Raw genomic sequence first — 21131 nt, 5'->3', positions numbered from 1 at the left:
TTTTTTATCAGTCCATAAACGAAAATAAGCCGCGCATTCCTTTCGGAAGCACGGCCTCTACAACTACTACTCGGTCTGTCGCTGAGGGGAGCGTCCCCTCAGGGAATTAGTACAGACGAGTACGGCGTGCGTTTTCGCGAGCCAGTTTCTTCGCGTGACGTTTCACTGCGGAAGCTTTGGCGCGTTTACGTTCGGTAGTCGGTTTTTCATAGAACTCACGACGACGAACTTCCGCCAGAACACCTGCTTTCTCACAGGAACGCTTGAAGCGACGCAGTGCTACGTCGAACGGCTCGTTTTCACGTACTTTAATTACCGGCATGTGCCTCTCACCTTTGATTAATTCGGTTTGCTGCTGGCATCAAAACGCCAGCTTATTTCAAAATGGTGCGGAATTTTACTGCAATTGCTGCTGCTTTGTAAAGCATCAGCAGCGGCAAAACCTGCTTTTTGTGCAGGCGCTTCCAGGGGGCAAGATTATACACGAAGCGCCCGCCTGGGTTGAGCAAAGTTTTACATCGCAGGCGTACCGTCATACACTGCGCGCCATGCGAAAGAGGTAAAAAAAGCCATGCGTGTACTGGGTATTGAGACATCCTGTGATGAAACCGGCATCGCCATTTATGACGATGAGAAAGGGCTGTTAGCCAACCAATTGTATAGTCAGGTGAAACTGCACGCTGACTACGGCGGCGTGGTGCCGGAGCTCGCCTCGCGCGACCACGTGCGCAAAACCGTGCCGTTGATTCAGGCGGCGCTGAAAGAGGCGAATCTCGCGGCGCAGGAGATAGACGCGGTGGCCTACACCGCAGGCCCGGGGCTTGTCGGCGCGCTGCTGGTCGGCGCCACCGTGGGCCGCGCGCTGGCGTTCGCCTGGGATGTGCCGGCGATTCCGGTGCACCATATGGAAGGGCACCTGCTGGCCCCGATGCTGGAAGAGAACCCGCCGGACTTCCCCTTTGTGGCGCTGCTGGTTTCCGGCGGCCATACCCAGCTGATTAGCGTAACCGGCATCGGCGAATATGAACTGCTCGGCGAATCTATCGATGACGCCGCAGGCGAAGCGTTCGACAAAACCGCCAAGCTGCTGGGGCTGGATTACCCCGGCGGCCCGATGCTATCAAAACTGGCGGCGCAGGGCGTGGCGGGTCGTTTTACCTTCCCGCGTCCGATGACCGACCGCCCAGGGCTCGATTTTAGTTTCTCCGGTCTGAAAACCTTTGCCGCCAATACCATTCGCGATAACGGCAATGACGACCAGACTCGTGCTGATATCTCCCGCGCTTTCGAAGACGCCGTGGTAGACACGCTGATGATCAAATGCCGTCGCGCGCTCGATCAAACCGGCTTTAAACGTCTGGTGATGGCAGGCGGCGTGAGCGCTAACCGCACGCTGCGCGCACGCCTGGCGGAGATGATGGAGAAGCGTAAAGGCGAGGTTTTCTATGCGCGTCCCGAATTCTGCACCGACAACGGCGCGATGATAGCCTACGCCGGTATGGTGCGTCTGAAGGCGGGCGGGGCGGCGGGCCTGGGCGTGACCGTGCGCCCGCGCTGGCCGCTGGCGGAGCTGCCGCCTGCGCAGTAACCCGCTGGCAAGCCAATAAAAAAGGAGTGAATCATCACTCCTTTTTTTGCGCCTTCAGCGCGCGCTTTTTGCGAAGCTTTTCCCAGATGCGGGTTTCCTGGCCGCGCCAGAGACGCTGGATATTATCGTGATGGCGCAGAAGAATCAGGCAGGAGAGCATGGAAACCGGGAAAGTGAACTGCGGCTTGAACCACCAGACATAAAAAGGCGCCACCAGCGCGCTGACTATCGCGCCGAGCGACGAATAGCCGCTTAAAAGCACGGTCAGCAGCCAGGTGCCCGCCATCACGCCGGTTAAGTCCCAGCCAATCGGCGCAATCGCGCCAAAGGCGGTGGCGACACCTTTGCCGCCGCGAAAATGAAAGAAAACCGGCCAGATGTGGCCAAGACAGGCGGCAATGGCGATAAGCCCGAGCCAGAACGGCGTCACGCCCAGCGCATAAGCGCCCCAGACTGGCAGCATCCCTTTCAGGACGTCGAAAATCAGTACCGCTGCGGCTGCTCCCTTACCACCAATTCGCAGGACATTGGTCGCTCCGGGATTGCCGGATCCACTGTCGCGAGGGTCTGGCAGACCCGCGATGCGGCAGACCAGAATGGCGCTGGAAATTGAGCCGCAAAGATACGCGAGGAGGATCATTCCAGGCGCGATTGCACTCATGACGCTGTTCCGTTGTGAAAATGTCGTTTTATTTGCTGCATCTGTGGATAATACGCATATTTCGCCGGAAGTGGTATCCGGCTGACCCAAAAACAGGCAGGGCGTGATGGATATTGTATTTATAGAGCAGCTTTCGGTAATTACCACCATTGGCGTGTATGACTGGGAACAGACTATTCAACAAAAGCTGGTGTTCGATATCGAAATCGCCTGGGATAACCGGGCGGCGGCGGGCAGCGATGACGTTAACGACTGCCTGAGCTATGCCGACGTGACGGAAGCCGTTTTGAATCACGTTGAAAATGGCCGCTTCGCGCTGGTCGAGCGCGTGGCTGAAGAGGTGGCGCAGCTCATCCTTACGCGCTTTGGCGCGCCCTGGGTACGTCTTAAAGTCAGCAAGCCAGGCGCGGTGGCGCAGGCGGTTAACGTCGGCGTAATTATTGAGCGTGGCAATAATCCTAAATGACTCATTTGATTTAATAATAATTAAACCAAACGAGAGTATACCGGTCTTACAGCAGGACCTTTTACGGTTGTCGTAGTACGTCAGCCGTTTTTTTATGTCATTTTTGGGGTACGAGGGTTAGTTAATGAGTGATATGCATTCGCTGCTCGTGGCGGCGATACTGGGCGTTGTCGAGGGGTTAACGGAGTTTCTGCCGGTCTCCAGCACCGGTCATATGATTATTGTCGGCCACCTGTTGGGCTTTGAAGGCGAAACGGCGAAAACCTTTGAAGTGGTTATCCAGCTCGGTTCCATTCTGGCTGTGGTGGTGATGTTCTGGCGCCGCCTGTTTGGGCTCATCGGCATTCATTTCGGCCATCCTGCGCACGAAGGCGCTGGCAAAGGGCGTCTCTCTTTGATTCACATTCTGCTCGGCATGGTGCCCGCCGTCGTGCTGGGGCTGGTGTTCCACGACGCCATTAAGTCGCTGTTTAACCCAATAAACGTTATGTATGCGCTGGTTGTGGGCGGTTTGCTGCTGATTGCCGCTGAATGCCTGAAGCCGAAAGAGCCGCGCGCGCTGGGCATCGACGACATGACTTACCGTCAGGCGTTCATGATTGGCTGCTTCCAGTGTCTGGCGCTGTGGCCGGGCTTCTCCCGTTCGGGGGCGACCATTTCTGGCGGCATGCTGATGGGCGTGAGCCGTTACGCGGCTTCCGAGTTCTCGTTCCTGCTGGCGGTGCCGATGATGATGGGCGCCACCGCGCTTGACCTCTACAAGAGCATCGGCTTTCTGACGATGAACGATCTGCCGATGTTCGCGGTGGGCTTCATTACTGCGTTTATCGTGGCGCTGATAGCTATCAAAACTTTCCTGCATATCATCAAGCGCATCTCGTTTATTCCGTTCGCCATCTACCGTTTTATCGTGGCGGGCGCGGTTTACCTCGTCTTTATGTAAGGCGTTAGCCCTCAGCCTGCGGTTGGGGGCAACGTTCCGCTTTCCAGTTCGCCACGGCGCGAATGCGCCGTTTGGTTAACTCTTCGCGAATCTCCACGCCGGTAAAGCCTGCGGCCACCACCTCTTTTGGCGAAACGCTTTTCGCCACTTCCCAGGCTTCGCGCAGCAGACGCCCCTGCGGGTAATCGTTCGCTTCAAAGCCGGTGCGCCCGCGCACGTCCGCTTCGCTGGTAATGGCGATTTGCTCCACGCGCTGCGGCTTGCGCCAGGCGTCGATAGCGTCGAAAAGGTTAACGATGGTGCGCGGCTTAAGGATGGGAAAGGTATGGATAAGGTCATGAAACTCCGCCACCAGCTTTGCGAGATCGCGAATTTCATTCGGCACGCGCAGCCGCTGGCAGACTCGCTCCACCAGCCGTACGCCCGCCGGGCCGTGGCCGTGATGGCGCGGCCAGAGGTGTTTCGGCGTCAGCCCTTTGCCGAGATCATGCAAAAGCGCGGCGAAACGCACGTCTACCGCCGGGCTTAGCATTGCTGCCATCGAGAGCGTCATCAAGGTGTGAATGCCGGTGTCGATCTCCGGGTGCCATTTCTCCGGCGCAGGGACGCCAAACAGCGCGTCCAGCTCCGGGAACAGCACCTTCAACGCGTCGCATTCGCGAAGCACCATGAAGAAGACCTGCGGGTTGCGGCTGGTGAGCGCGTTTTCCGTCTCTTTCCATACGCGCTCCGGCGTCAGGTGCTCCAGCTCGCCGTTGCGCGCCATTTCGCGCATGAGTTCCTGGGTTTGCGGCGCGATGCGGAAATTAAGATGCGCGTAGCGGGCGGCGAAACGGGCGACGCGCAGCACGCGCAGCGGGTCTTCCCCGAAAGCGGGGGAGACATGGCGCAGCAGCCGCTTTTCAAGATCGGCGCGGCCATGGTAAGGGTCGATGTAATCGCCGTTTTCATCCTGGGCGATAGCGTTGATGGTGAGATCGCGGCGCAGCAAATCCTGCTCCAGCGTGACATCCGGCGCCGCATAGCAGGTGAAGCCGGTATAGCCCTGGCCCGATTTACGCTCGGTGCGCGCCAGCGCGTACTCTTCGTGGCTTTGTGGATGCAGAAAGACCGGGAAATCCCGTCCCACCTGTTGATAGCCGTTATCCAGCATCTCCTGCGGCGTGGCGCCGACAATCACCCAATCTCTGTCCTTCACCGGTAAGCCCAACAGGGCGTCCCGCACCGCACCACCCACCAGATAACTCTTCACCCAACATTCTCCAGCTTTGCAATTTGCCGACAGATAATACGTAAGTGTAGAGGAGATGGCGAAAGAAAAGGGCAGCGTAGCGCTGCCCTTGAGGGATCAACTCATCCAGCGGTCTTTGCGCTTGCGGCTTGGGATCATGTGCGGCAGCAGCAGACCCAGCAGCAGCCCCACGCCCAGTACGCCGCCGCCATACATAAACCACTGCATAATAATGGTGCGCTGTTTGTCATCCAGCTGAATATTGGCGGCGTTCACTTTCTTCTGCGCCACAATAAGCTCGTTTTTCAGCTTTTGGTTTTCTTCTTTCAGGCCGTTGATCACGCCGTCGCTCGCCGCCACCTTTTTCTGCATGTCGGCGGTGCGTTGGTTCCACGTCGCATCGATATTGTTAAGCTTCTCGGTCAGCGTATTGACCTGGTTTTCCAGGTCCGGCACCCGGGTGCGCAGGCTGGGTTCCGCTTTTAACTGCGCGAGCGGGATCCACGCGGTGCGGCCGTTGCTGTCGCGCACCTGGCCGTAATTGGTATTGTCATTGCTTTGCAGCAGGGTGACTTCCTCGCCGGCGTTCAGGGTGCCGACCAGGCGATAGTTATCTCCCGGGCCGCTGCGCACCCAGGTATTCAGCTCGTCTGAGACATAACGTTTTTCATCCGCATGGGCCGCGGCGGTAATGCCAAGAGCGAACAAAGAGAAGCAAATGAGGCGTAATTTCTGCATTATCGGGTCATTATTGTCATAAATGTGGAACGATGGTAGTGGCAACAGTCTGACGATGCAAAGCGCAAACCTGAATGAGAATCATCCTGGTCATCCTTCGCGCGCTGCCCCCGTGGCTCAAGGGTTTTGCGACGGCTTATCTGCCTGAAACATGGCAATTTGCCGCAAAATACTATCTACTGACAAATATCAGGCTATTAAGTTCGCTGGAATTTCTTCCGGTGTGACGCAACCAGAAATCAGAGACTATGGCTCAGGAAATCGAACTCAAATTTATCGTCCATCCCGCCCATGTTGATGCGCTGCGCGCGACGCTGGGCGGCCTTAGCGCCGAACACAGCGCGCCTCGCCAGCTTCTTAACATCTATTATGAAACGCCGGATAACCAGCTGCGTCGGCACGGCATGGGCCTGCGCATTCGCGGCGATAATGGCCGCTATGAGATGACGATTAAAGTCGCGGGCCGTACGGTTGGCGGCCTTCATCAGCGTCCAGAGTACAACATCGAGCTGGAAAAGCCCGAGCTCGATCTGGCCCGTTTTCCGGCGGAGATCTGGCCGGAAGGGCTGACCCCGCAGGCGATGCAGGCGGCCGCGCAGCCGCTGTTCAGCACCGATTTTCATCGCGAAAAGTGGGTGGTTACTCACGGCGAAAGCCGTATTGAGCTTGCGCTCGACCAGGGAGAGGTCAAAGCCGATGAGCACCGCGAGCCCATTTGCGAGCTGGAACTGGAGCTGCTCTCCGGCAACCCGGCTGATGTGCTGAAGCTGGCGCGCCAGCTGGTTTCGCAGCCCGGACTGCGTCAGGGCAACCTCAGCAAAGCGGCGCGGGGTTATCACCTGGCCCAGGGCAATCCGGCGCGTGAAATTAAGCCGCTGACGCTGCTTAAGGTGCCGCCGAAAGCCACGGTCGAGCAGGGAATGGAAGCGGCGCTGGAGCTGGCGCTGGACCACTGGCTCTGGCATGAAGAGCTGTGGCTGCGCGGCAATGGAAAAGCGAAATATCAGGTGCAGGAGGCCATTGGCCTGGTGCGCCATACGCTGGCGCTCTTCGGCGCTATCGTGCCAAGAAAAGCGAGCACTCGCTTACGTGACCTGCTGACCCAGTGCGAGGCCTCGCTTGCTTCGGAAGCGTCGGCGGAGACCGTGGCTTACGGCGCTGAACAAAGCACCGCCCGGCTGGCGCTCACCGACTGGCTGGTTTCGCGCGGCTGGCAGCCGTTTCTTGATGAGAAAGCGCGCCAGAAAATGGCGGACTCGTTCAAACGCTTTGCCGACATAAACCTCTCTCGCCACGCCTCAGAGCTGAAAAGCGCCTTTGCGCAACCGCTCGGCGACCGCTATGGCGACCAGCTGCCGCGTCTCGCCCGCGAGCTGCACGCGCTGCGTCTGCTGGCGGGCGTTTATGATGACACCGTCGCGCTTTTCTGGCTGGATAACTGGCAGGGGCTGCGCCACGCCATCGAAACCCGCCAGCGCATTGAAATTGAACATTTCCGCAACGAGGCTATCTCGCAGGCGCCGTTCTGGCTGCACAGCGGGAAAAAATAACCGCAGGGATAATCACCATGACGCCGCTCTCTTCTGTTTTGCAACAGCACTGGCAAACCGTAACGGAGCGGCTTCCCGCCGCCCTCGACGGCGCCGCTTTTAACGACGACATCCGCGCGGTGTTGACCTTCAGCGACTTTGTTCGCGAGGCGGTCAGCGCGCATCCGGAGTGGTTAAGCGAACTTCAGCAGTCGCCGCCGCAGGCGCAGGAGTGGCGGCACTATCCCGCCTGGCTGCAGGACGCTTTACAGGAGGTGAGCGATGAGGCGTCGCTGATGCGCGCGCTGCGTCTGTTTCGTCGTCGCATCATGGCGCGCATCGCCTGGGCGCAGACGCTTTCAACCCTTTCTACCGAAGAGACGCTGCAGCAGCTCAGCCAGCTTGCCGAAACGCTGATCGTCGCGGCGCGGGACTGGCTTTACGCCGCCTGCTGCAAAGAGTGGGGAACGCCGTGCAACGCACAGGGCGTGCCGCAGCCGCTGATGATTCTGGGCATGGGCAAGCTTGGCGGCGGCGAACTTAACTTCTCATCCGATATCGATTTGATCTTCGCCTGGCCGGAAAACGGCGTGACGCAGGGCGGGCGACGCGAGCTGGATAACGCGCAATTCTTCACGCGTCTCGGTCAGCGGCTTATCAAGGTGCTTGACCAGCCCACCCAGGACGGCTTTGTCTACCGGGTGGATATGCGTCTGCGCCCCTTCGGCGACAGCGGTCCGCTGGTGTTGAGCTTCGCCGCGCTGGAAGATTACTACCAGGAGCAGGGGCGTGACTGGGAGCGCTACGCGATGGTGAAAGCCCGCATCATGGGCGATAACGGCGACGCCTGGAGCCAGGAGCTGCGCGCGATGCTGCGCCCGTTCGTGTTCCGTCGCTATATCGACTTCAGCGTGATCCAGTCGCTGCGCAACATGAAAAGCATGATCGCCCGGGAAGTGCGTCGCCGTGGGTTGACCGATAATATCAAGCTCGGCGCGGGCGGCATTCGCGAAACCGAGTTTATCGTGCAGGTGTTTCAGTTGATTCGCGGCGGGCGGGAGCCTGCTTTGCAGTCGCGTTCGCTGCTGCCGACGCTTGCGGCTATCGAACAGCTTCATCTGTTGCCGGAAGGGGATGCCGCGCGGCTGCGTGAATCCTACCTCTTTTTACGCCGGCTCGAGAACCTGCTGCAAAGCATCAATGACGAGCAAACCCAGACGCTGCCCGTCGATGAACTCAACCGCGCCCGGCTCGCCTGGGCGATGGGGGCGGCGGAGTGGCAGAGCATGCACGCGGTGCTGGATGAGCACATGGCGGCGGTGCGGCGCGTCTTTAACGAGCTTATCGGCGACGATGAGCCGGAGGCGGAAGAGGACAAGCTAAACGAAGGCTGGCGTGAATTGTGGCACGACGCGATCGACGCCGACGACGCCACCCCGGTGCTCGGTCATCTTGGCGCAGAGTACCGGGCGCAGGTGCTTTCGCTGCTGACCGATTTTCGCCGTGAAATTGACAAACGCACCATCGGTCCGCGTGGGCGTCAGGTGCTCGACCAGCTAATGCCGCGCCTGCTGAGTGAAGTATGCGCCAGCAATAACGCGGCAGTGCCGCTTTCGCGCCTGACGCCGCTGCTCTCCGGCATCGTCACCCGCACCACTTATCTGGAGCTATTAACCGAGTTTCCCGGCGCGCTGAAGCACCTGATTCGCCTGTGCGCTGCCTCGCCGATGGTAGCGGGCCAGCTGGCGCGTTATCCGCTGCTGCTGGACGAGCTGCTCGACCCGAACACGCTCTATCAGCCGACCGCGATGAACGCCTATCGCGACGAGCTGCGTCAGTACCTGCTGCGCGTGCCGGACGATGATGAAGAGCAACAGCTGGAGGCGCTGCGCCAGTTCAAGCAGGCGCAGCTGCTGCGCGTAGCGGCGGCGGACATCGCCGGTACGCTGCCGGTCATGAAAGTAAGCGATCACTTAACCTGGCTGGCGGAAGCGATTATCGACGCCGTGGTGCAACAAGCCTGGGGGCATATGGTGGCGCGTTACGGCCAGCCGACGCATTTGCGCGAGCGGGAAGGCCGCGGTTTCGCCGTTGTCGGCTATGGCAAGCTCGGCGGCTGGGAGCTTGGCTACAGCTCTGACCTGGATTTAGTTTTCCTGCACGATTGCCCGGTGGAAGTGATGACCGACGGCCCGCGGGAAATCGACGGCCGTCAGTTTTACCTGCGCCTCGCGCAGCGCATCATGCATCTTTTCAGCACCCGCACGTCGTCAGGAATATTGTACGAGGTGGATGCCCGTCTGCGCCCCTCCGGCGCGGCGGGTATGCTGGTGACGACGACCGAGGCCTTTGCGGATTATCAGCAAAACGAAGCCTGGACGTGGGAGCATCAGGCGCTGGTGCGCGCTCGCATCGTCTACGGCGAACCGCAGCTCAAAGCCCGCTTTGACGACATTCGGCATCAGATCCTCTCAACCACGCGGGAAGGCGAAACGTTGCAAACCGAAGTGCGCGAGATGCGTGAAAAAATGCGCTCGCACCTTGGCAATAAGTATCGCGATCGCTTCGATATTAAGGCGGATGAAGGCGGTATTACCGATATTGAATTCATCACGCAGTATCTGGTGCTGCGCTATGCTGCGCAAAAGCCGAAGCTGACGCGCTGGTCTGATAATGTCCGTATTCTTGAGCTGCTGGCGCAAAACGACATTATGGAAGAAGGGGAAGCGAAGGCGTTAACGCACGCTTACGTCCGGCTTCGCGACGAGCTGCATCATCTGGCGCTGCAGGAGTTGCCAGGCCACGTGGAGCGGGAGGCGTTCAGCGCCGAGCGCGAGCAGGTGCGTGAAAGCTGGCGGCGCTGGCTGCTGCCTTAACCGTGCGATTGGGCGTAATTATGCTATCATCGCGCGCAAATTTTGGTGTCTCTCAGGAGAGTCAGGAATGAAAGTAACGCTGCCCGAATTCGAGCGCGCAGGCGTCATGGTGGTGGGCGATGTGATGCTGGACCGCTACTGGTATGGCCCCACCAGCCGCATTTCGCCGGAGGCCCCGGTGCCGGTGGTGAAAGTCGATACTATCGAAGAGCGCCCGGGTGGCGCGGCGAACGTGGCGATGAACATCGCCTCCCTCGGCGCAAACTCCCGCCTTGTGGGCCTCACTGGCATTGACGACGCGGCGCGCGCGCTGAGCCAGACGCTGGCGGGCGTGAACGTCAAATGCGACTTCGTCTCGGTGCCGACGCACCCGACCATTACCAAACTGCGCGTGCTCTCCCGCAACCAGCAGTTAATCCGCCTCGATTTCGAAGAGGGTTTTGAGGGCGTGGACCCGGAGCCGCTGCACGAGCGCATCAACCAGGCGCTGCCGCACATCGGCGCGCTGGTGCTTTCCGATTACGCTAAAGGCGCGCTCGCCAGCGTTCAGCAGATGATTACGCTTGCGCGCAACGCGGGCGTGCCGGTGCTTATCGACCCGAAAGGCACCGAGTTTGAGCGCTATCGCGGCGCCACGCTGCTGACTCCGAACCTCTCCGAGTTTGAGGCGGTGGTGGGCAAATGTAAAAACGAGCAGGAGATTGTTGAGCGCGGCATGAAGCTGATTGCCGACTACGATCTCCGCGCGCTGCTGGTGACCCGCTCCGAACAGGGTATGACGCTGCTGCAGCCGGGCAAAGCGCCGTTCCACCTGCCGACGCAGGCGCAGGAAGTTTATGACGTGACCGGCGCGGGCGACACCGTCATCGGCGTGCTGGCGGCGACGCTTGCCGCCGGCAACACGCTGGAAGAGTCCTGCTATTTCGCCAACGCGGCGGCGGGCGTGGTGGTCGGCAAGCTCGGCACCTCGACCGTTTCGCCCATCGAGCTGGAAAACGCGGTGCGCGGACGTTCAGAAACCGGTTTTGGCGTGATGACCGAGCAGGGGCTGAAAGAGGCGGTCCTGGCGGCGCGCAAGCGCGGCGAGAAAGTGGTGATGACCAATGGCGTGTTCGACATTCTGCACGCAGGCCACGTCTCTTATCTGGCCAACGCGCGCAAGCTGGGCGACCGCCTGATTGTCGCGGTGAACAGCGATGCTTCAACGAAACGCCTGAAAGGCGAAACCCGTCCGGTTAACCCGCTCGAGCAGCGTATGATTGTACTGGGCGCGCTGGAAGCGGTGGACTGGGTAGTCTCGTTTGAAGAGGACACGCCGCAGCGTCTGATAGGCGAAATCCTGCCGGATCTGCTGGTAAAAGGCGGCGACTATAAGCCGGAAGAGATCGCGGGCAGCAAAGAAGTGTGGGCGAACGGCGGCGAAGTGCTGGTGCTCAACTTTGAAGATGGTTGTTCCACCACCAACATCATCAAGAAAATCCAAAAAAACAGCTAAGTTTATCGCAAAAGCCCCTGCCTGAGCGGGGGCCTGAGCGGCGACGGTTAGTCCTGCTTTTCGATATTATCAACAGGCGGAATAGCTGGCGGCGGCGTTACCGGCTCTGCGGTAACGGGCGTTGCGGAAGCAGGCGTAGCGGTTGCGGCGGGAGTCGCGGCAGGCGCGCTGGCGCCGCGGCTTTCCAGCTCGGTCAGGCGCTGCTCCAGGGCGGTCAGCTTTTCACGGGTGCGCAATAGCACCTGCGTCTGCACATCAAATTCCTCACGGCTCACCAGGTCAAGGCGCGACAGCTGGGATTGCAGAACCTGGCGGATCTTCTTCTCGACATCTTCCCCGAACTCGCGGATCCCTTTTGGCATCGATTCATGGACCTGACGGGCGATCTGTTCAATTTTCTTCGGGTCAATCATAGCGGTTTCCCTGATCTTCAACGGTGTGAACTCTAATTGTAATGCCTGATCCGAAGGGGATAAACCGGAAATGTTTGAATCGAATACATTGCCGACAATAATCATTGGCGTTATAGTTAACCCGCTTATTCTCAGGGCGGGGCGAAATTCCCCACCGGCGGTAAATCAGTTTTTCTGTCCATACTATTTCGCGTTGCGGCAAAGCGGCGTGAAAGACGAAGGACAAACTGAAAGCCCGCGAGCGCTTCAGAGTATCTCTGAAGGTCAGCAGATCCGGTGAAATTCCGGGGCCGACGGTTAAAGTCCGGATGGGAGAGAGTAACGATCAAGCGACGGCAATCCGTCCGCTCACGTTATTTTTTTGGCCGCTTTTCGGCACTCCTAAGACCGCCCTGGTTCTGGTAATCCATAATTTTAATGAGGTTTATTTACCATGAATCAGACGCTTCTTTCCTCTTTTGGCACTCCGTTCGAACGCGTGGAAAACGCGCTGGCTGCGCTGCGTGAAGGTCGCGGCGTGATGGTGCTTGACGATGAAGATCGTGAAAATGAAGGCGACATGATTTTCGCCGCCGAAACCATGACCGTTGAACAGATGGCGCTGACCATTCGTCACGGCAGCGGTATCGTCTGCCTTTGCCTGACTGACGAACGCCGCCAGCAGCTCGACCTGCCGATGATGGTGGAAAACAACACCAGCGCTTACGGCACCGGCTTTACGGTGACGATTGAAGCGGCGCGCGGCGTGACGACCGGCGTTTCCGCTGCCGACCGCATCACCACGCTCCGCGCGGCGATTGCCGATGACGCTAAGCCGTCCGACCTCAACCGTCCGGGCCACGTTTTCCCGCTGCGCGCGCAACCGGGCGGCGTACTGACTCGCGGCGGCCACACCGAAGCGACTATCGATCTGGTTACGCTGGCGGGCTTTAAACCAGCGGGCGTACTGTGCGAACTGACTAACGACGACGGCTCGATGGCGCGTGCGCCAGAGTGCATTGAATTCGCGAAGCAGCACAACATGGCTGTCGTCACCATTGAAGATCTGGTGGCTTACCGCCAGGCGCATGCGCGTAAAGCCAGCTAAGGCATAGCGCGAACAGAAAAAAGCCCGGTCAATACCGGGCTTTTTTGTTAGCCGATGCCGCTGGTTTGCAACAGCGTCAGGCTGAACCCCATCACTGACATGCCGCACAGCACGCCATAGCTCGGGTTATTGTGCGGGTCTATCTCTTTGGCGAGCGGCATTAGCTCATCCACCGACAGCGCCACCATAATCCCTGCGACCGCCGCCATGATGGAAGCCATTATGACGGGCGAAACCATCGATCCCAGGATAAGCCACGCCAGCACGCCGCCGACGATTTCCGCAAGACCGGAAACGCCCGCCCAGAGCACCGCTTTGCGTTTAGAGCCCGTTGCGGCGTAAACCGGCCCGGCCACCGCCAACCCTTCGGGAATGTTGTGCAGCGCGACGGCCAGCGCAATGCCGAAGCCCAGCTCCAGGTTATTGCTGGCGGTAACGAACGTCGCCACGCCCTCCGGGAAGTTATGCAGGCTGATGCCAAGCGTCAGCAGCAGGGCGGTGCGCCGCAGGTTCCGCACGCCGTGCGCTTCGCCGTGGCCTTTATCCAGCAAATCCTGCGGGTGCGCGTGCGGCAGCATCCGATCCAGCGCGAAGTAGCCAAGCAGGCCAATAATAAACATGCCATAGCCCAGCACTGGCGACATTCCCTCTTCATGCAGCGCGGCGGGCAGCATTTCCATCAGCGAAATAAGCAGCATAATGCCCGCCGCAAAGCCGAGAGAGAAAGCCAACAGGCGGTTAGACGGCCGCTGGCCGAGCACCCCTAAAAAGGCGCCGATAAACGTGGCGCCGCCCGCCAGCAACGTCAGGATCAGAGGCACAGACATTGAACGCTCCTTATGATAATGATTCTCATTAATGTAAAGGTCCGAGCGATAAAGGTCGAGTAACCGCAGGGGCTTTTACACATTCCTTACATTCAAAATTTCTGATGATGATCATCACGCTTATCTGAGTTCTTCCCGCCAGCAAACAGCGTAAGGTTAACGCAACAAAACGCTCAATCTTGTTAAGGATATCATCATGACTTCCTCCCGCATGCCCGCACTGTTTCTCGGCCACGGCAGCCCCATGAACGTGCTGGAAGACAACCACTATACCCGGACCTGGCGCGCGCTGGGGGAAACGCTGCCGCGTCCGAAGGCGATTGTCGTGGTTTCCGCTCACTGGTATACGCGCGGTACGGGCGTGACGGCGATGGAGCAGCCGCAAACCATCCACGATTTCGGCGGTTTTCCGCAGGCGCTGTATGACACGCATTATCCCGCTCCCGGCTCGCCTGAGCTGGCGCAGCGCGTGGCGGATCTGCTTGCGCCGGTGCCCGTGACGCTCGACCGCGAAGCCTGGGGATTCGACCATGGCTCCTGGGGCGTGCTGATTAAAATGTACCCCGACGCCGACATTCCCATGGTGCAACTGAGTATAGACAGCACCAAACCTCCCGTCTGGCATTACGAGCAGGGGCGTAAGCTTGCGAAACTGCGTGATGAAGGCATTATGCTGGTGGCGAGCGGCAACGTGGTGCATAACCTGCGCACGGCGCGCTGGCATGGCGAAAGCACCCCTTATCCGTGGGCGGAATCATTCAATAACTTTGTTAAACAAAACCTGCGCTGGCGGGGCGAGGCGCAGTCGCACCCGCTGGTAAACTACCTTGAGCATGAAGGCGGCAGCTTATCTAACCCAACGCCGGAGCATTTCCTGCCGCTGCTTTATGTGCTTGGCGCCTGGAATGGCGAAGAGCCGCTAAGCGTGCCGCTGGAAGGGATGGAGATGGGATCGATAAGCATGCTTTCGGTGCAGGTGGGTTAAAAATAACGGCGCATGTTTCGCGCCGTTTTTTTATTCCACAAAGATATGCGGATAGAAGCGGGAGAGATCCTGCGTAATCAACTCGCGATCTTCGCGGATCCCGATGCCCGCCGCCTGGTCGTTAATCAGCCAGCTGCCGATAAGCGTATAGCTTTCGCCAAACTTCGGCAGCGGGTGGAACTGCTGGACGATCATTCCCTCTTCGCCGTAAGGCCCTTCCACTTTAGCGATCGGCTGGCCATTTTCCACGATGGAAACATTAGCGCCTTCGCGAGAGAAAATGGGCTTCATAACATATTTCGCCAGCTCCGGATGATTGTCTTCGGCGAAGTAAGCGGGAAGCAGGTTGGGGTGATCGGGAAACATTTCCCAGAGCATCGGCAACAGCGCCTTGTTAGAGATAATGCTCTTCCATGCGGGCTCCAGCCAGCGCACGCCTGCATCTTCAAGCTTGGTGGAGAACATTTCGCGCAGCATATGCTCCCACGGATAGAGCTTGAACAGATTGCCGATAACCTGATCCTGAAGATCGGTAAACTGACCTTTTTCGCCAAGGCCGATATCTTCAATAAACAGGAACTCGCTTGGCAATTGCGCTTCAGCAGCGCAATCCTGCAGATACTGCACCGTGCCGCGATCTTCTACCGTATCGCGGCAGCAGGCAAAATGCAGCAGGTTAAAGCCATGCTGTTCTTTAAGCTCGGCAAAGCGCGCAATCAGTTTTTCCTGCAGACTGTTGAACTGATCGCTGCCAGCCGGGAGCTTGCCGGCATTGAGCTGATCTTCAAGCCAGATCCACTGAAAAAAAGCGGCTTCATACAAGGAGGTCGGCGTATCGGCGTTGTTTTCCAGCAGCTTTGGTTCACCCACACCGTCCCAGGCGAGATCGAGACGCGAATAGAGCGAAGGCTGCTGCGTGCGCCACGACTGGCGAACAAATTCCCAGGTATGCTTCGGGATACGGAATTTGGCCATCAGCGTATCGCTGGCGACCACTTTTTCCACCACCTGCAAACACATCTGATGCAGCTCTTCGGTTACCGCTTCAAGGCGTTCAACCTGCGCCAGCGTCAGTTTGTAATAAGCCTCTTCACACCAATACGGCTCGCCGTACATGGTGTGAAAGTTAAAACCGTATTCGGTCGCTTTATCGCGCCAGTCCGGGCGCTCGCTGATAGCAATTCTTTCCATTGCGCTTAACCACCCATTGAACGGGAGCCGGTGCCGGTGCCCATGGCGCTGCGCTGCATGGCGCTTTGTTTCGCCACGGTTTCGCCAAATCCGCCGCGCGTGACGGTGGTTGTGGTAGCCGGTTTCGGCGTCATTGCGGTTTTAGGAACCGTTGCGGTGCGGCCCGGCTGCGCGGCGCCGTAGCTCTTGCCGCTGGCGTCAGTGTACTGGCCGTAAGCAGGGCTTGCCGGGTTGCGCGAACTGAAGAGCGGCTGTTGCGCGAAGCCCATGCCGCCGCCCATCAGGCGGCCCATCATGTAGCCTGCCATCAGCGGCATCCAGAAGCTGCCGCTGCTTTGCGCCTGCGCCTGGTTTTCCGTCGAGCCGCTGCCCGCGGCCCCTGCCTGAGCGGGCGTCTGCTGGCACTGGCCTTCGCCAAACTCCGCCACGCAATCTTCGCGGGTGGCGTATTTCGGCGCGGTGCGTTCGGCTTCCTTCAGCGCATTGTTGTAGGCGGCGGTACACTCGGCGCTTTTGCCTGGGTTCGCCTGCGAGCAGTCATCCGCGTTTTGGAACATCTGCACGGTTTCATCGCTTTTCTCGCAACCGGCAAGCATGAAGACCGCCGTGACCGCGAAGGCCACAGGGGTGAGATGACGAGCGTTCCAGCTTTTGCGGAACATGGCGTGATTTATCTGTTTTGTCCGTTTCATTATTTTCTTCCTGGCCCCAAAGATATTGCACAGTTATGGTGCTCAGGATAGTGGATGAGTGGTTGAAATTAAAGCAGAGGGCCGCGAGGGCAGGGGATCTTTACGTTGCCTTACGTAAAGGCGTGATGCGCCAGCGCGCACCACGCCTGAAGCGCGATTACTGACGGAACGGGTTGGCGCCAGAGCTGCGGGATGATGCGGCTGGCTGCACCGAAGCGGCAGGCTGCGCTGCCGGCATCGCGGCATCGTTACCGTTAGCGGCGGCATTAGCGTTAGCCGTGAAGCTATCTACGGCCGCGTCCTGTTGCGGATTCTCCGGCGCTACGCTTTCCGGCGACGTCGGGATTGGCTTGCCAAGCGTCGTGTTCAGCGCAACCAGATCCTGCTCGTTCAGCGTACCGAGCGCAGCTTTAATATTAAGCTGGTTAATCAGGTAGTTATAACGCGCGCTGGAAAGCTGCTGTTTCGCGTTATAGAGCGTGGTGGTGGCATCCAGCACGTCGACGATGGTGCGCGTACCCACAGCGTAACCCGCTTCAGAGGCATCCAGAGAGCTTTGCGCGGAAACCACGGCCTGCTCGTAAGCTCTAATGCTGCTGATGGAGGCGTTGACGTTGTTCCAGGAGGAACGCACGGTCTGGATCACGCTGCGGTGCGCGCTTTCTAACTGCTCGCTGGCGCTCACGAAGTTATACTGCGCTTGCTTGACCTGCGAGGTGACCGAGCCGCCGCTGTAGATAGGCAGATTGAAGCTCAGCCCTACCGAGTTCTGGCCGATATTGCGATCTGCGTAACTTGAGCTGCTGAGGCTATTGCCGCGTGTCGCGCTGCCGCTGTAAGAGGTGTCGGAAATGCTGCTGGAGGCGGTTAAGCCCAGCGTCGGCAGGTGGCCGGTTTCCGCATAGCGAATCTGCTCACGCGCCAAATCCTGGCTCAGACGCGCCTGCAGTAAGGACAGGTTGCGGTTTTCCGCTTCCTTCAGCAGCGCATTGACGTTGTCTGGCTTGTTAGTTTTAAAGCTGTCGATGTTCAGCGATGCGAGCTGCGGATAGTAGTTGCCGCTCACCTGGCGCAGCTGTTCTACTGCGTTATCAAGGTTGTTGCGCGCGGTGACTTCGTTCGCCAGCACGGTGTCGTACTGTGAACGGGCGTTCTGCACGTCGGTGATGGCCACCAGGCCTACGTTAAAGCGCTGGGTGGTCTGATCCAACTGGCGGTAGACCGCCTGTTTTTGCGCTTCCGTGTAAGAAAGGGCGTCAATGGCGCTCAGTACGTTAAAATAGGCGGTAGCGGTATTGAGGATCAGCGTCTGCTGGTCCGTCTGATAAGTGACGTCCTGAACGCCGGCGGTTTTTTCCTGCAGCGTCAGCGCGCGCCATCTCGACATATCGAAAATGGTCTGGGTCAGCTGCAATGAGCCGCTGGTAACATTGGAGTTAACGCCGTCGTTGTCGCGAAAACCGTTATTGTAGGTGTAATCGGCGCCAAGACCTAACTGCGGCAGCAAGGGGCTGCGTGCTTCGTTAATTTTTTCGAATGCGGCGTCACGGTTAGCAGCGGATCGACGTAAATCCGGGTTACTTAAACGTGCCTGCTGATAAACCTGCAACAGGTTCTCTGCCTGGCTCATGGCGCTGAAACCCGTCAGGCTCAGACCGATAAGGATGGGGAGCAGTTTCTTCATTTGCATTCCTTGTTGTGAAGCAAAAATATTGTTAGCGCTGACAGAAGTCGAAAAATGATCGCCGATTCTAACAGAGTCAGCCCGCCGTGCGGCTTGGCGTAACGTGCCATCTGCCTTTAAATTTCATCAATCTATCACATACCCGTACAGGCAGCAGGTAAACTGGCTTGAAATTACCAGATTCGCCACTATAAAGGAGTGGAAAACGTCATGAGTAAACCCACCAAATCAGCCGTTACGTTCGCCAAAAACGATGTAGAAATTATTGCACGAGAAACGCTCTATCGCGGCTTTTTTTCACTTGATCTTTACCGCTTCCGCCATCGCCTTTTCAACGGCGAAATGAGTGGCGAAATTAAACGTGAAATTTTTGAGCGCGGCCATGCCGCAGTCCTGCTACCCTTTGACCCGGTGCGCGACGAGGTGGTGTTGATCGAACAGATCCGCATCGCCGCGTATGATACAAGCGAAACTCCGTGGCTGCTGGAGCTGGTGGCTGGCATGATAGAGCCTGGCGAAAGCGTCGAAGAGGTAGCTCGCCGCGAAGCGGTGGAAGAGGCGGGGCTCTCCGTTGGTCGGTTGAAAAAATTCATGAGTTATCTGGCAAGCCCCGGGGGCACCAGCGAGCGCCTTTCCTTACTGGTAGGCGAAGTGGACGCCACGACCGCGAAAGGGATTCACGGTCTGGCTGATGAAAACGAAGATATTCGGGTTCATGTGGTAAGTCGGGAGCAGGCATACCTTTGGGTTGAAGAGGGGAAAATCGATAACGCAGCCTCGGTCATCGCTTTGCAATGGCTGCAATTACATCATGAAGCATTGAGACAAGAGTGGAACACCTGAAAATGAAGCGCTATACGCCTGACTTTCCTGAAATGATGCGCCTGTGCGAAACCAACTTCGCTCAGTTGCGCCGCCTGCTGCCTCGCAACGACGCGGTGGGCGAAACCGTGAGCTATCAGGTCAATAGCGCGCAATACCGATTAACTATCCTGGAATCTACCCGTTACACTACCCTCGTGGAAATCGAGCAAACGGCGCCGAAGGTAAGCTACTGGAGCCTGCCTTCCATGTCCGTGCGTCTTTATCATGACGCCATGGTGGCGGAAGTGTGTTCAAGCCAGCAGATATTTCGTTTTAAAGCGCGTTATGATTATCCGAATAAAAAGTTGCATCAGCGCGATGAAAAGCATCAAATTAACCAGTTTCTTGCTGACTGGTTGCGCTATTGTTTAGCGCATGGAGCGATGGCGATTCCGGTTTGTTAGCGTCGTGAAACCTAAGGACACCATTTGGAAAGCCTGTTAAACCTTCCTGTTGCTGGTGGGGCCAGCGTCAGGATCTTACAAATAACCGATACCCACCTGTTCGCCGGAAAAGACGAAACGCTGCTCGGCATTAAAACCTGGGAGAGCTATCAGGCGGTACTGGCGGCTATCCATGAACAGCAGCGTCAATGCGACCTTATCGTCGCGACCGGCGACCTGGCGCAGGATCATTCGCCCGAGGCCTATCAGCATTTCGCTTCAGGCATCTCGTCGATTGCTGCGCCCTGCGTCTGGCTACCCGGTAACCACGACTTTCAGCCTGCCATGTATAGCGCGCTGCAGGAAGCGGGGATTTCTCCGGCAAAGCGGGTAATGGTGGGTGAGCAGTGGCAGATAGTGCTGCTTGACACTCAGGTGTTCGGCGTCCCTCATGGTGAACTTAGCGAATATCAACTGGAATGGCTGGAGCGTAAGCTTGGCGAATGCCCCGAGCGCCATACGCTGCTGCTGTTGCATCATCATCCCTTACCCGCAGGCTGCAGCTGGCTCGATCAGCATAGCCTGCGCAATGCGCCTGCGCTTGATGACGTCCTGAGCCGTTTTCCGCGGGTGAAAAACCTGCTGTGCGGCCACATTCACCAGGAGCTGGATCTCGACTGGAACGGTCGCCGTATTTTAGCCACGCCGTCTACCTGCGTGCAGTTTAAGCCGCATTGCGCCAATTTTACGCTTGATACTATCGCGCCCGGCTGGCGCTGGCTGGACCTGCATCCGGACGGCACGTTGACGACGGAAGTCTGCCGTCTGGCGGGCGCGCAGTTTCGCCCCGATATCGCTTCCGAAGGCTACTGATGCCAACGCTTCTCTATTTGCACGGCTTTAATAGCTCGCCGCGCTCCGCCAAGGCCACCAGTCTGCAAGGCTGGCTTAAGCAAGCGCACCCGGAAATCGAGATGATTGTGCCGCAGCTGCCCGCCTACCCGGCAGAAGCGGCGGAGTTGCTTGAGTCGCTGGTCATGGAGCATGGCGGGGATGAGCTTGGCGTTGTCGGTTCTTCTCTTGGCGGTTATTACGCCACCTGGCTTTCGCAATGTTTTATGCTGCCTGCTGTCGTGGTGAATCCGGCGGTGCGTCCTTACGAATTGCTGATAGATTTTCTGGGCGCCAATGAGAACCCCTACACCGGGCAGCAATATGTGCTAGAGTCTCGCCATATTTACGATCTTAAAGTCATGCAGATAGACCCGCTGGAAGCGCCGGATCTTATCTGGTTGCTACAGCAAACAGGCGACGAAGTGCTGGATTATCGCCAGGCGGTGGCCTATTACGCCTCCTGTCGTCAGACTGTGGAGACCGGCGGTAACCACGCTTTTGTAGGCTTCGAAGATTATTTCACCCAGATTATCGATTTTCTCGGGCTGCGCTAAGCCTGAAAGATCGGTACCGTTTTGTTATCT

At 58.2% G+C, this 21131-nt stretch carries 22 protein-coding genes and 1 riboswitch; of the genes, 12 read left to right on the top strand and 10 right to left on the bottom strand.

Translation table 11 applies throughout. From position 1 onward, the window contains the following. Positions 1 to 106: 106 nt before the first annotated feature. Positions 107 to 322 (bottom strand): 30S ribosomal protein S21, encoded by a 216-nt coding sequence (rpsU, locus tag ACU4F7_RS18375; RefSeq protein ID WP_001144069.1) that lies wholly within the window; start codon positions 320 to 322, stop codon positions 107 to 109. 52 nt (positions 323 to 374) lie between these two features. Beyond that, positions 375 to 536 (bottom strand): hypothetical protein, encoded by a 162-nt coding sequence (locus ACU4F7_RS18370; protein WP_161808630.1) that lies wholly within the window; start codon positions 534 to 536, stop codon positions 375 to 377. 35 nt (positions 537 to 571) lie between these two features. On the opposite strand from ACU4F7_RS18370, the gene tsaD reads away from it, so the two are divergent. After that, a complete protein-coding gene (tsaD, locus tag ACU4F7_RS18365) occupies positions 572 to 1588 on the top strand; it encodes a tRNA (adenosine(37)-N6)-threonylcarbamoyltransferase complex transferase subunit TsaD (RefSeq protein WP_029591108.1) in 1017 nt (338 codons plus the stop codon). A gap of 34 nt (positions 1589 to 1622) precedes the next feature. Here the strand turns inward: tsaD and plsY are convergent, their stop codons facing one another. Beyond that, a complete protein-coding gene (gene plsY, locus ACU4F7_RS18360) occupies positions 1623 to 2249 on the bottom strand; it encodes a glycerol-3-phosphate 1-O-acyltransferase PlsY (RefSeq protein ID WP_029591106.1) in 627 nt (208 codons plus the stop codon). Between the two features lie 106 nt (positions 2250 to 2355). Here plsY and folB point away from each other — a divergent pair, with 106 nt between their 5' ends. Next, positions 2356 to 2715, top strand: a complete 360-nt coding sequence (folB, locus tag ACU4F7_RS18355; protein ID WP_029591105.1) for a bifunctional dihydroneopterin aldolase/7,8-dihydroneopterin epimerase — start codon at positions 2356 to 2358, stop codon at positions 2713 to 2715. Between the two features lie 124 nt (positions 2716 to 2839). Then, positions 2840 to 3658 (top strand): undecaprenyl-diphosphate phosphatase, encoded by an 819-nt coding sequence (gene bacA / locus ACU4F7_RS18350; RefSeq protein ID WP_029591104.1) that lies wholly within the window; start codon positions 2840 to 2842, stop codon positions 3656 to 3658. Positions 3659 to 3662: 4 nt separating this feature from the next. On the opposite strand, the gene ACU4F7_RS18345 is transcribed toward bacA, so the two are convergent. Continuing rightward, positions 3663 to 4910, bottom strand: a complete 1248-nt coding sequence (locus ACU4F7_RS18345) for a multifunctional CCA addition/repair protein (protein WP_481637499.1) — start codon at positions 4908 to 4910, stop codon at positions 3663 to 3665. Between the two features lie 96 nt (positions 4911 to 5006). Beyond that, complete coding sequence (locus tag ACU4F7_RS18340) at positions 5007 to 5627, bottom strand: TIGR04211 family SH3 domain-containing protein (protein WP_024558913.1); 621 nt, start codon at positions 5625 to 5627, stop codon at positions 5007 to 5009. A 248-nt stretch (positions 5628 to 5875) separates the two neighbouring features. Between ACU4F7_RS18340 and ACU4F7_RS18335 the strand changes: the two genes are divergently transcribed. The 3 genes from ACU4F7_RS18335 to hldE all read left to right on the top strand — a co-directional run bounded on the left by ACU4F7_RS18335 (position 5876) and on the right by hldE (position 11527). Continuing rightward, complete coding sequence (locus ACU4F7_RS18335) at positions 5876 to 7177, top strand: CYTH domain-containing protein (RefSeq protein ID WP_029591102.1); 1302 nt, start codon at positions 5876 to 5878, stop codon at positions 7175 to 7177. A 17-nt stretch (positions 7178 to 7194) separates the two neighbouring features. After that, positions 7195 to 10032 (top strand): bifunctional [glutamate--ammonia ligase]-adenylyl-L-tyrosine phosphorylase/[glutamate--ammonia-ligase] adenylyltransferase, encoded by a 2838-nt coding sequence (gene glnE / locus ACU4F7_RS18330; protein ID WP_481637498.1) that lies wholly within the window; start codon positions 7195 to 7197, stop codon positions 10030 to 10032. A gap of 67 nt (positions 10033 to 10099) precedes the next feature. Next, on the top strand, positions 10100 to 11527 hold the full coding sequence (gene hldE, locus ACU4F7_RS18325) for a bifunctional D-glycero-beta-D-manno-heptose-7-phosphate kinase/D-glycero-beta-D-manno-heptose 1-phosphate adenylyltransferase HldE (protein WP_481637497.1): 1428 nt from the start codon (positions 10100 to 10102) through the stop codon (positions 11525 to 11527). Positions 11528 to 11574: 47 nt separating this feature from the next. Here the strand turns inward: hldE and ubiK are convergent, their stop codons facing one another. Next, entirely contained in the window at positions 11575 to 11940 is a 366-nt protein-coding gene (gene ubiK, locus ACU4F7_RS18320) for a ubiquinone biosynthesis accessory factor UbiK (protein WP_029591097.1), read from the bottom strand. 123 nt (positions 11941 to 12063) lie between these two features. Beyond that, positions 12064 to 12264: riboswitch (FMN riboswitch) on the top strand. A 109-nt stretch (positions 12265 to 12373) separates the two neighbouring features. Between ubiK and ribB the strand changes: the two genes are divergently transcribed. Further along, positions 12374 to 13027, top strand: coding sequence for a 3,4-dihydroxy-2-butanone-4-phosphate synthase (gene ribB, locus ACU4F7_RS18315; protein ID WP_481637496.1), 654 nt, complete (start codon positions 12374 to 12376; stop codon positions 13025 to 13027). Positions 13028 to 13074: 47 nt separating this feature from the next. Here ribB and zupT read toward each other — a convergent pair whose 3' ends face one another. Continuing rightward, complete coding sequence (gene zupT / locus ACU4F7_RS18310) at positions 13075 to 13854, bottom strand: zinc transporter ZupT (RefSeq protein ID WP_481637495.1); 780 nt, start codon at positions 13852 to 13854, stop codon at positions 13075 to 13077. A gap of 196 nt (positions 13855 to 14050) precedes the next feature. On the opposite strand from zupT, the gene ygiD reads away from it, so the two are divergent. Beyond that, entirely contained in the window at positions 14051 to 14839 is a 789-nt protein-coding gene (gene ygiD / locus ACU4F7_RS18305) for a 4,5-DOPA-extradiol-dioxygenase (RefSeq protein ID WP_481637494.1), read from the top strand. Positions 14840 to 14869: 30 nt separating this feature from the next. Here the strand turns inward: ygiD and ACU4F7_RS18300 are convergent, their stop codons facing one another. From ACU4F7_RS18300 to tolC, 3 genes are all read right to left on the bottom strand, one after another. Continuing rightward, complete coding sequence (locus ACU4F7_RS18300) at positions 14870 to 16030, bottom strand: glutathionylspermidine synthase family protein (protein WP_029591090.1); 1161 nt, start codon at positions 16028 to 16030, stop codon at positions 14870 to 14872. 5 nt (positions 16031 to 16035) lie between these two features. Then, positions 16036 to 16722, bottom strand: coding sequence for a DUF1190 family protein (locus ACU4F7_RS18295; RefSeq protein WP_029591089.1), 687 nt, complete (start codon positions 16720 to 16722; stop codon positions 16036 to 16038). Positions 16723 to 16879: 157 nt separating this feature from the next. Next, positions 16880 to 18406: an outer membrane channel protein TolC gene (gene tolC / locus ACU4F7_RS18290; RefSeq protein WP_029591088.1), complete on the bottom strand. Its 1527-nt coding sequence runs from the start codon at positions 18404 to 18406 to the stop codon at positions 16880 to 16882. Positions 18407 to 18616: 210 nt separating this feature from the next. Here tolC and nudF point away from each other — a divergent pair, with 210 nt between their 5' ends. The 4 genes from nudF to yqiA are packed head-to-tail and all read left to right on the top strand — an operon-like array spanning position 18617 to position 21101. Next, a complete protein-coding gene (gene nudF / locus ACU4F7_RS18285) occupies positions 18617 to 19249 on the top strand; it encodes an ADP-ribose diphosphatase (RefSeq protein WP_029591087.1) in 633 nt (210 codons plus the stop codon). A 2-nt stretch (positions 19250 to 19251) separates the two neighbouring features. Further along, a complete protein-coding gene (locus ACU4F7_RS18280; protein WP_024555580.1) occupies positions 19252 to 19674 on the top strand; it encodes a DUF1249 family protein in 423 nt (140 codons plus the stop codon). A 24-nt stretch (positions 19675 to 19698) separates the two neighbouring features. Continuing rightward, the gene (gene cpdA, locus ACU4F7_RS18275; RefSeq protein WP_029591086.1) at positions 19699 to 20526 is read left to right on the top strand and encodes a 3',5'-cyclic-AMP phosphodiesterase; all 828 of its coding nucleotides are present in this window, start codon (positions 19699 to 19701) and stop codon (positions 20524 to 20526) included. Beyond that, complete coding sequence (yqiA, locus tag ACU4F7_RS18270; RefSeq protein ID WP_029591085.1) at positions 20526 to 21101, top strand: esterase YqiA; 576 nt, start codon at positions 20526 to 20528, stop codon at positions 21099 to 21101. Before cpdA ends, yqiA begins: the two co-directional genes overlap by 1 nt. The last annotated feature ends 30 nt before the right edge of the window (positions 21102 to 21131 follow it).

It is taken from the genome of Franconibacter pulveris (assembly GCF_056780215.1).
This window is presented reverse-complemented; position numbering and strand designations above follow the sequence as displayed.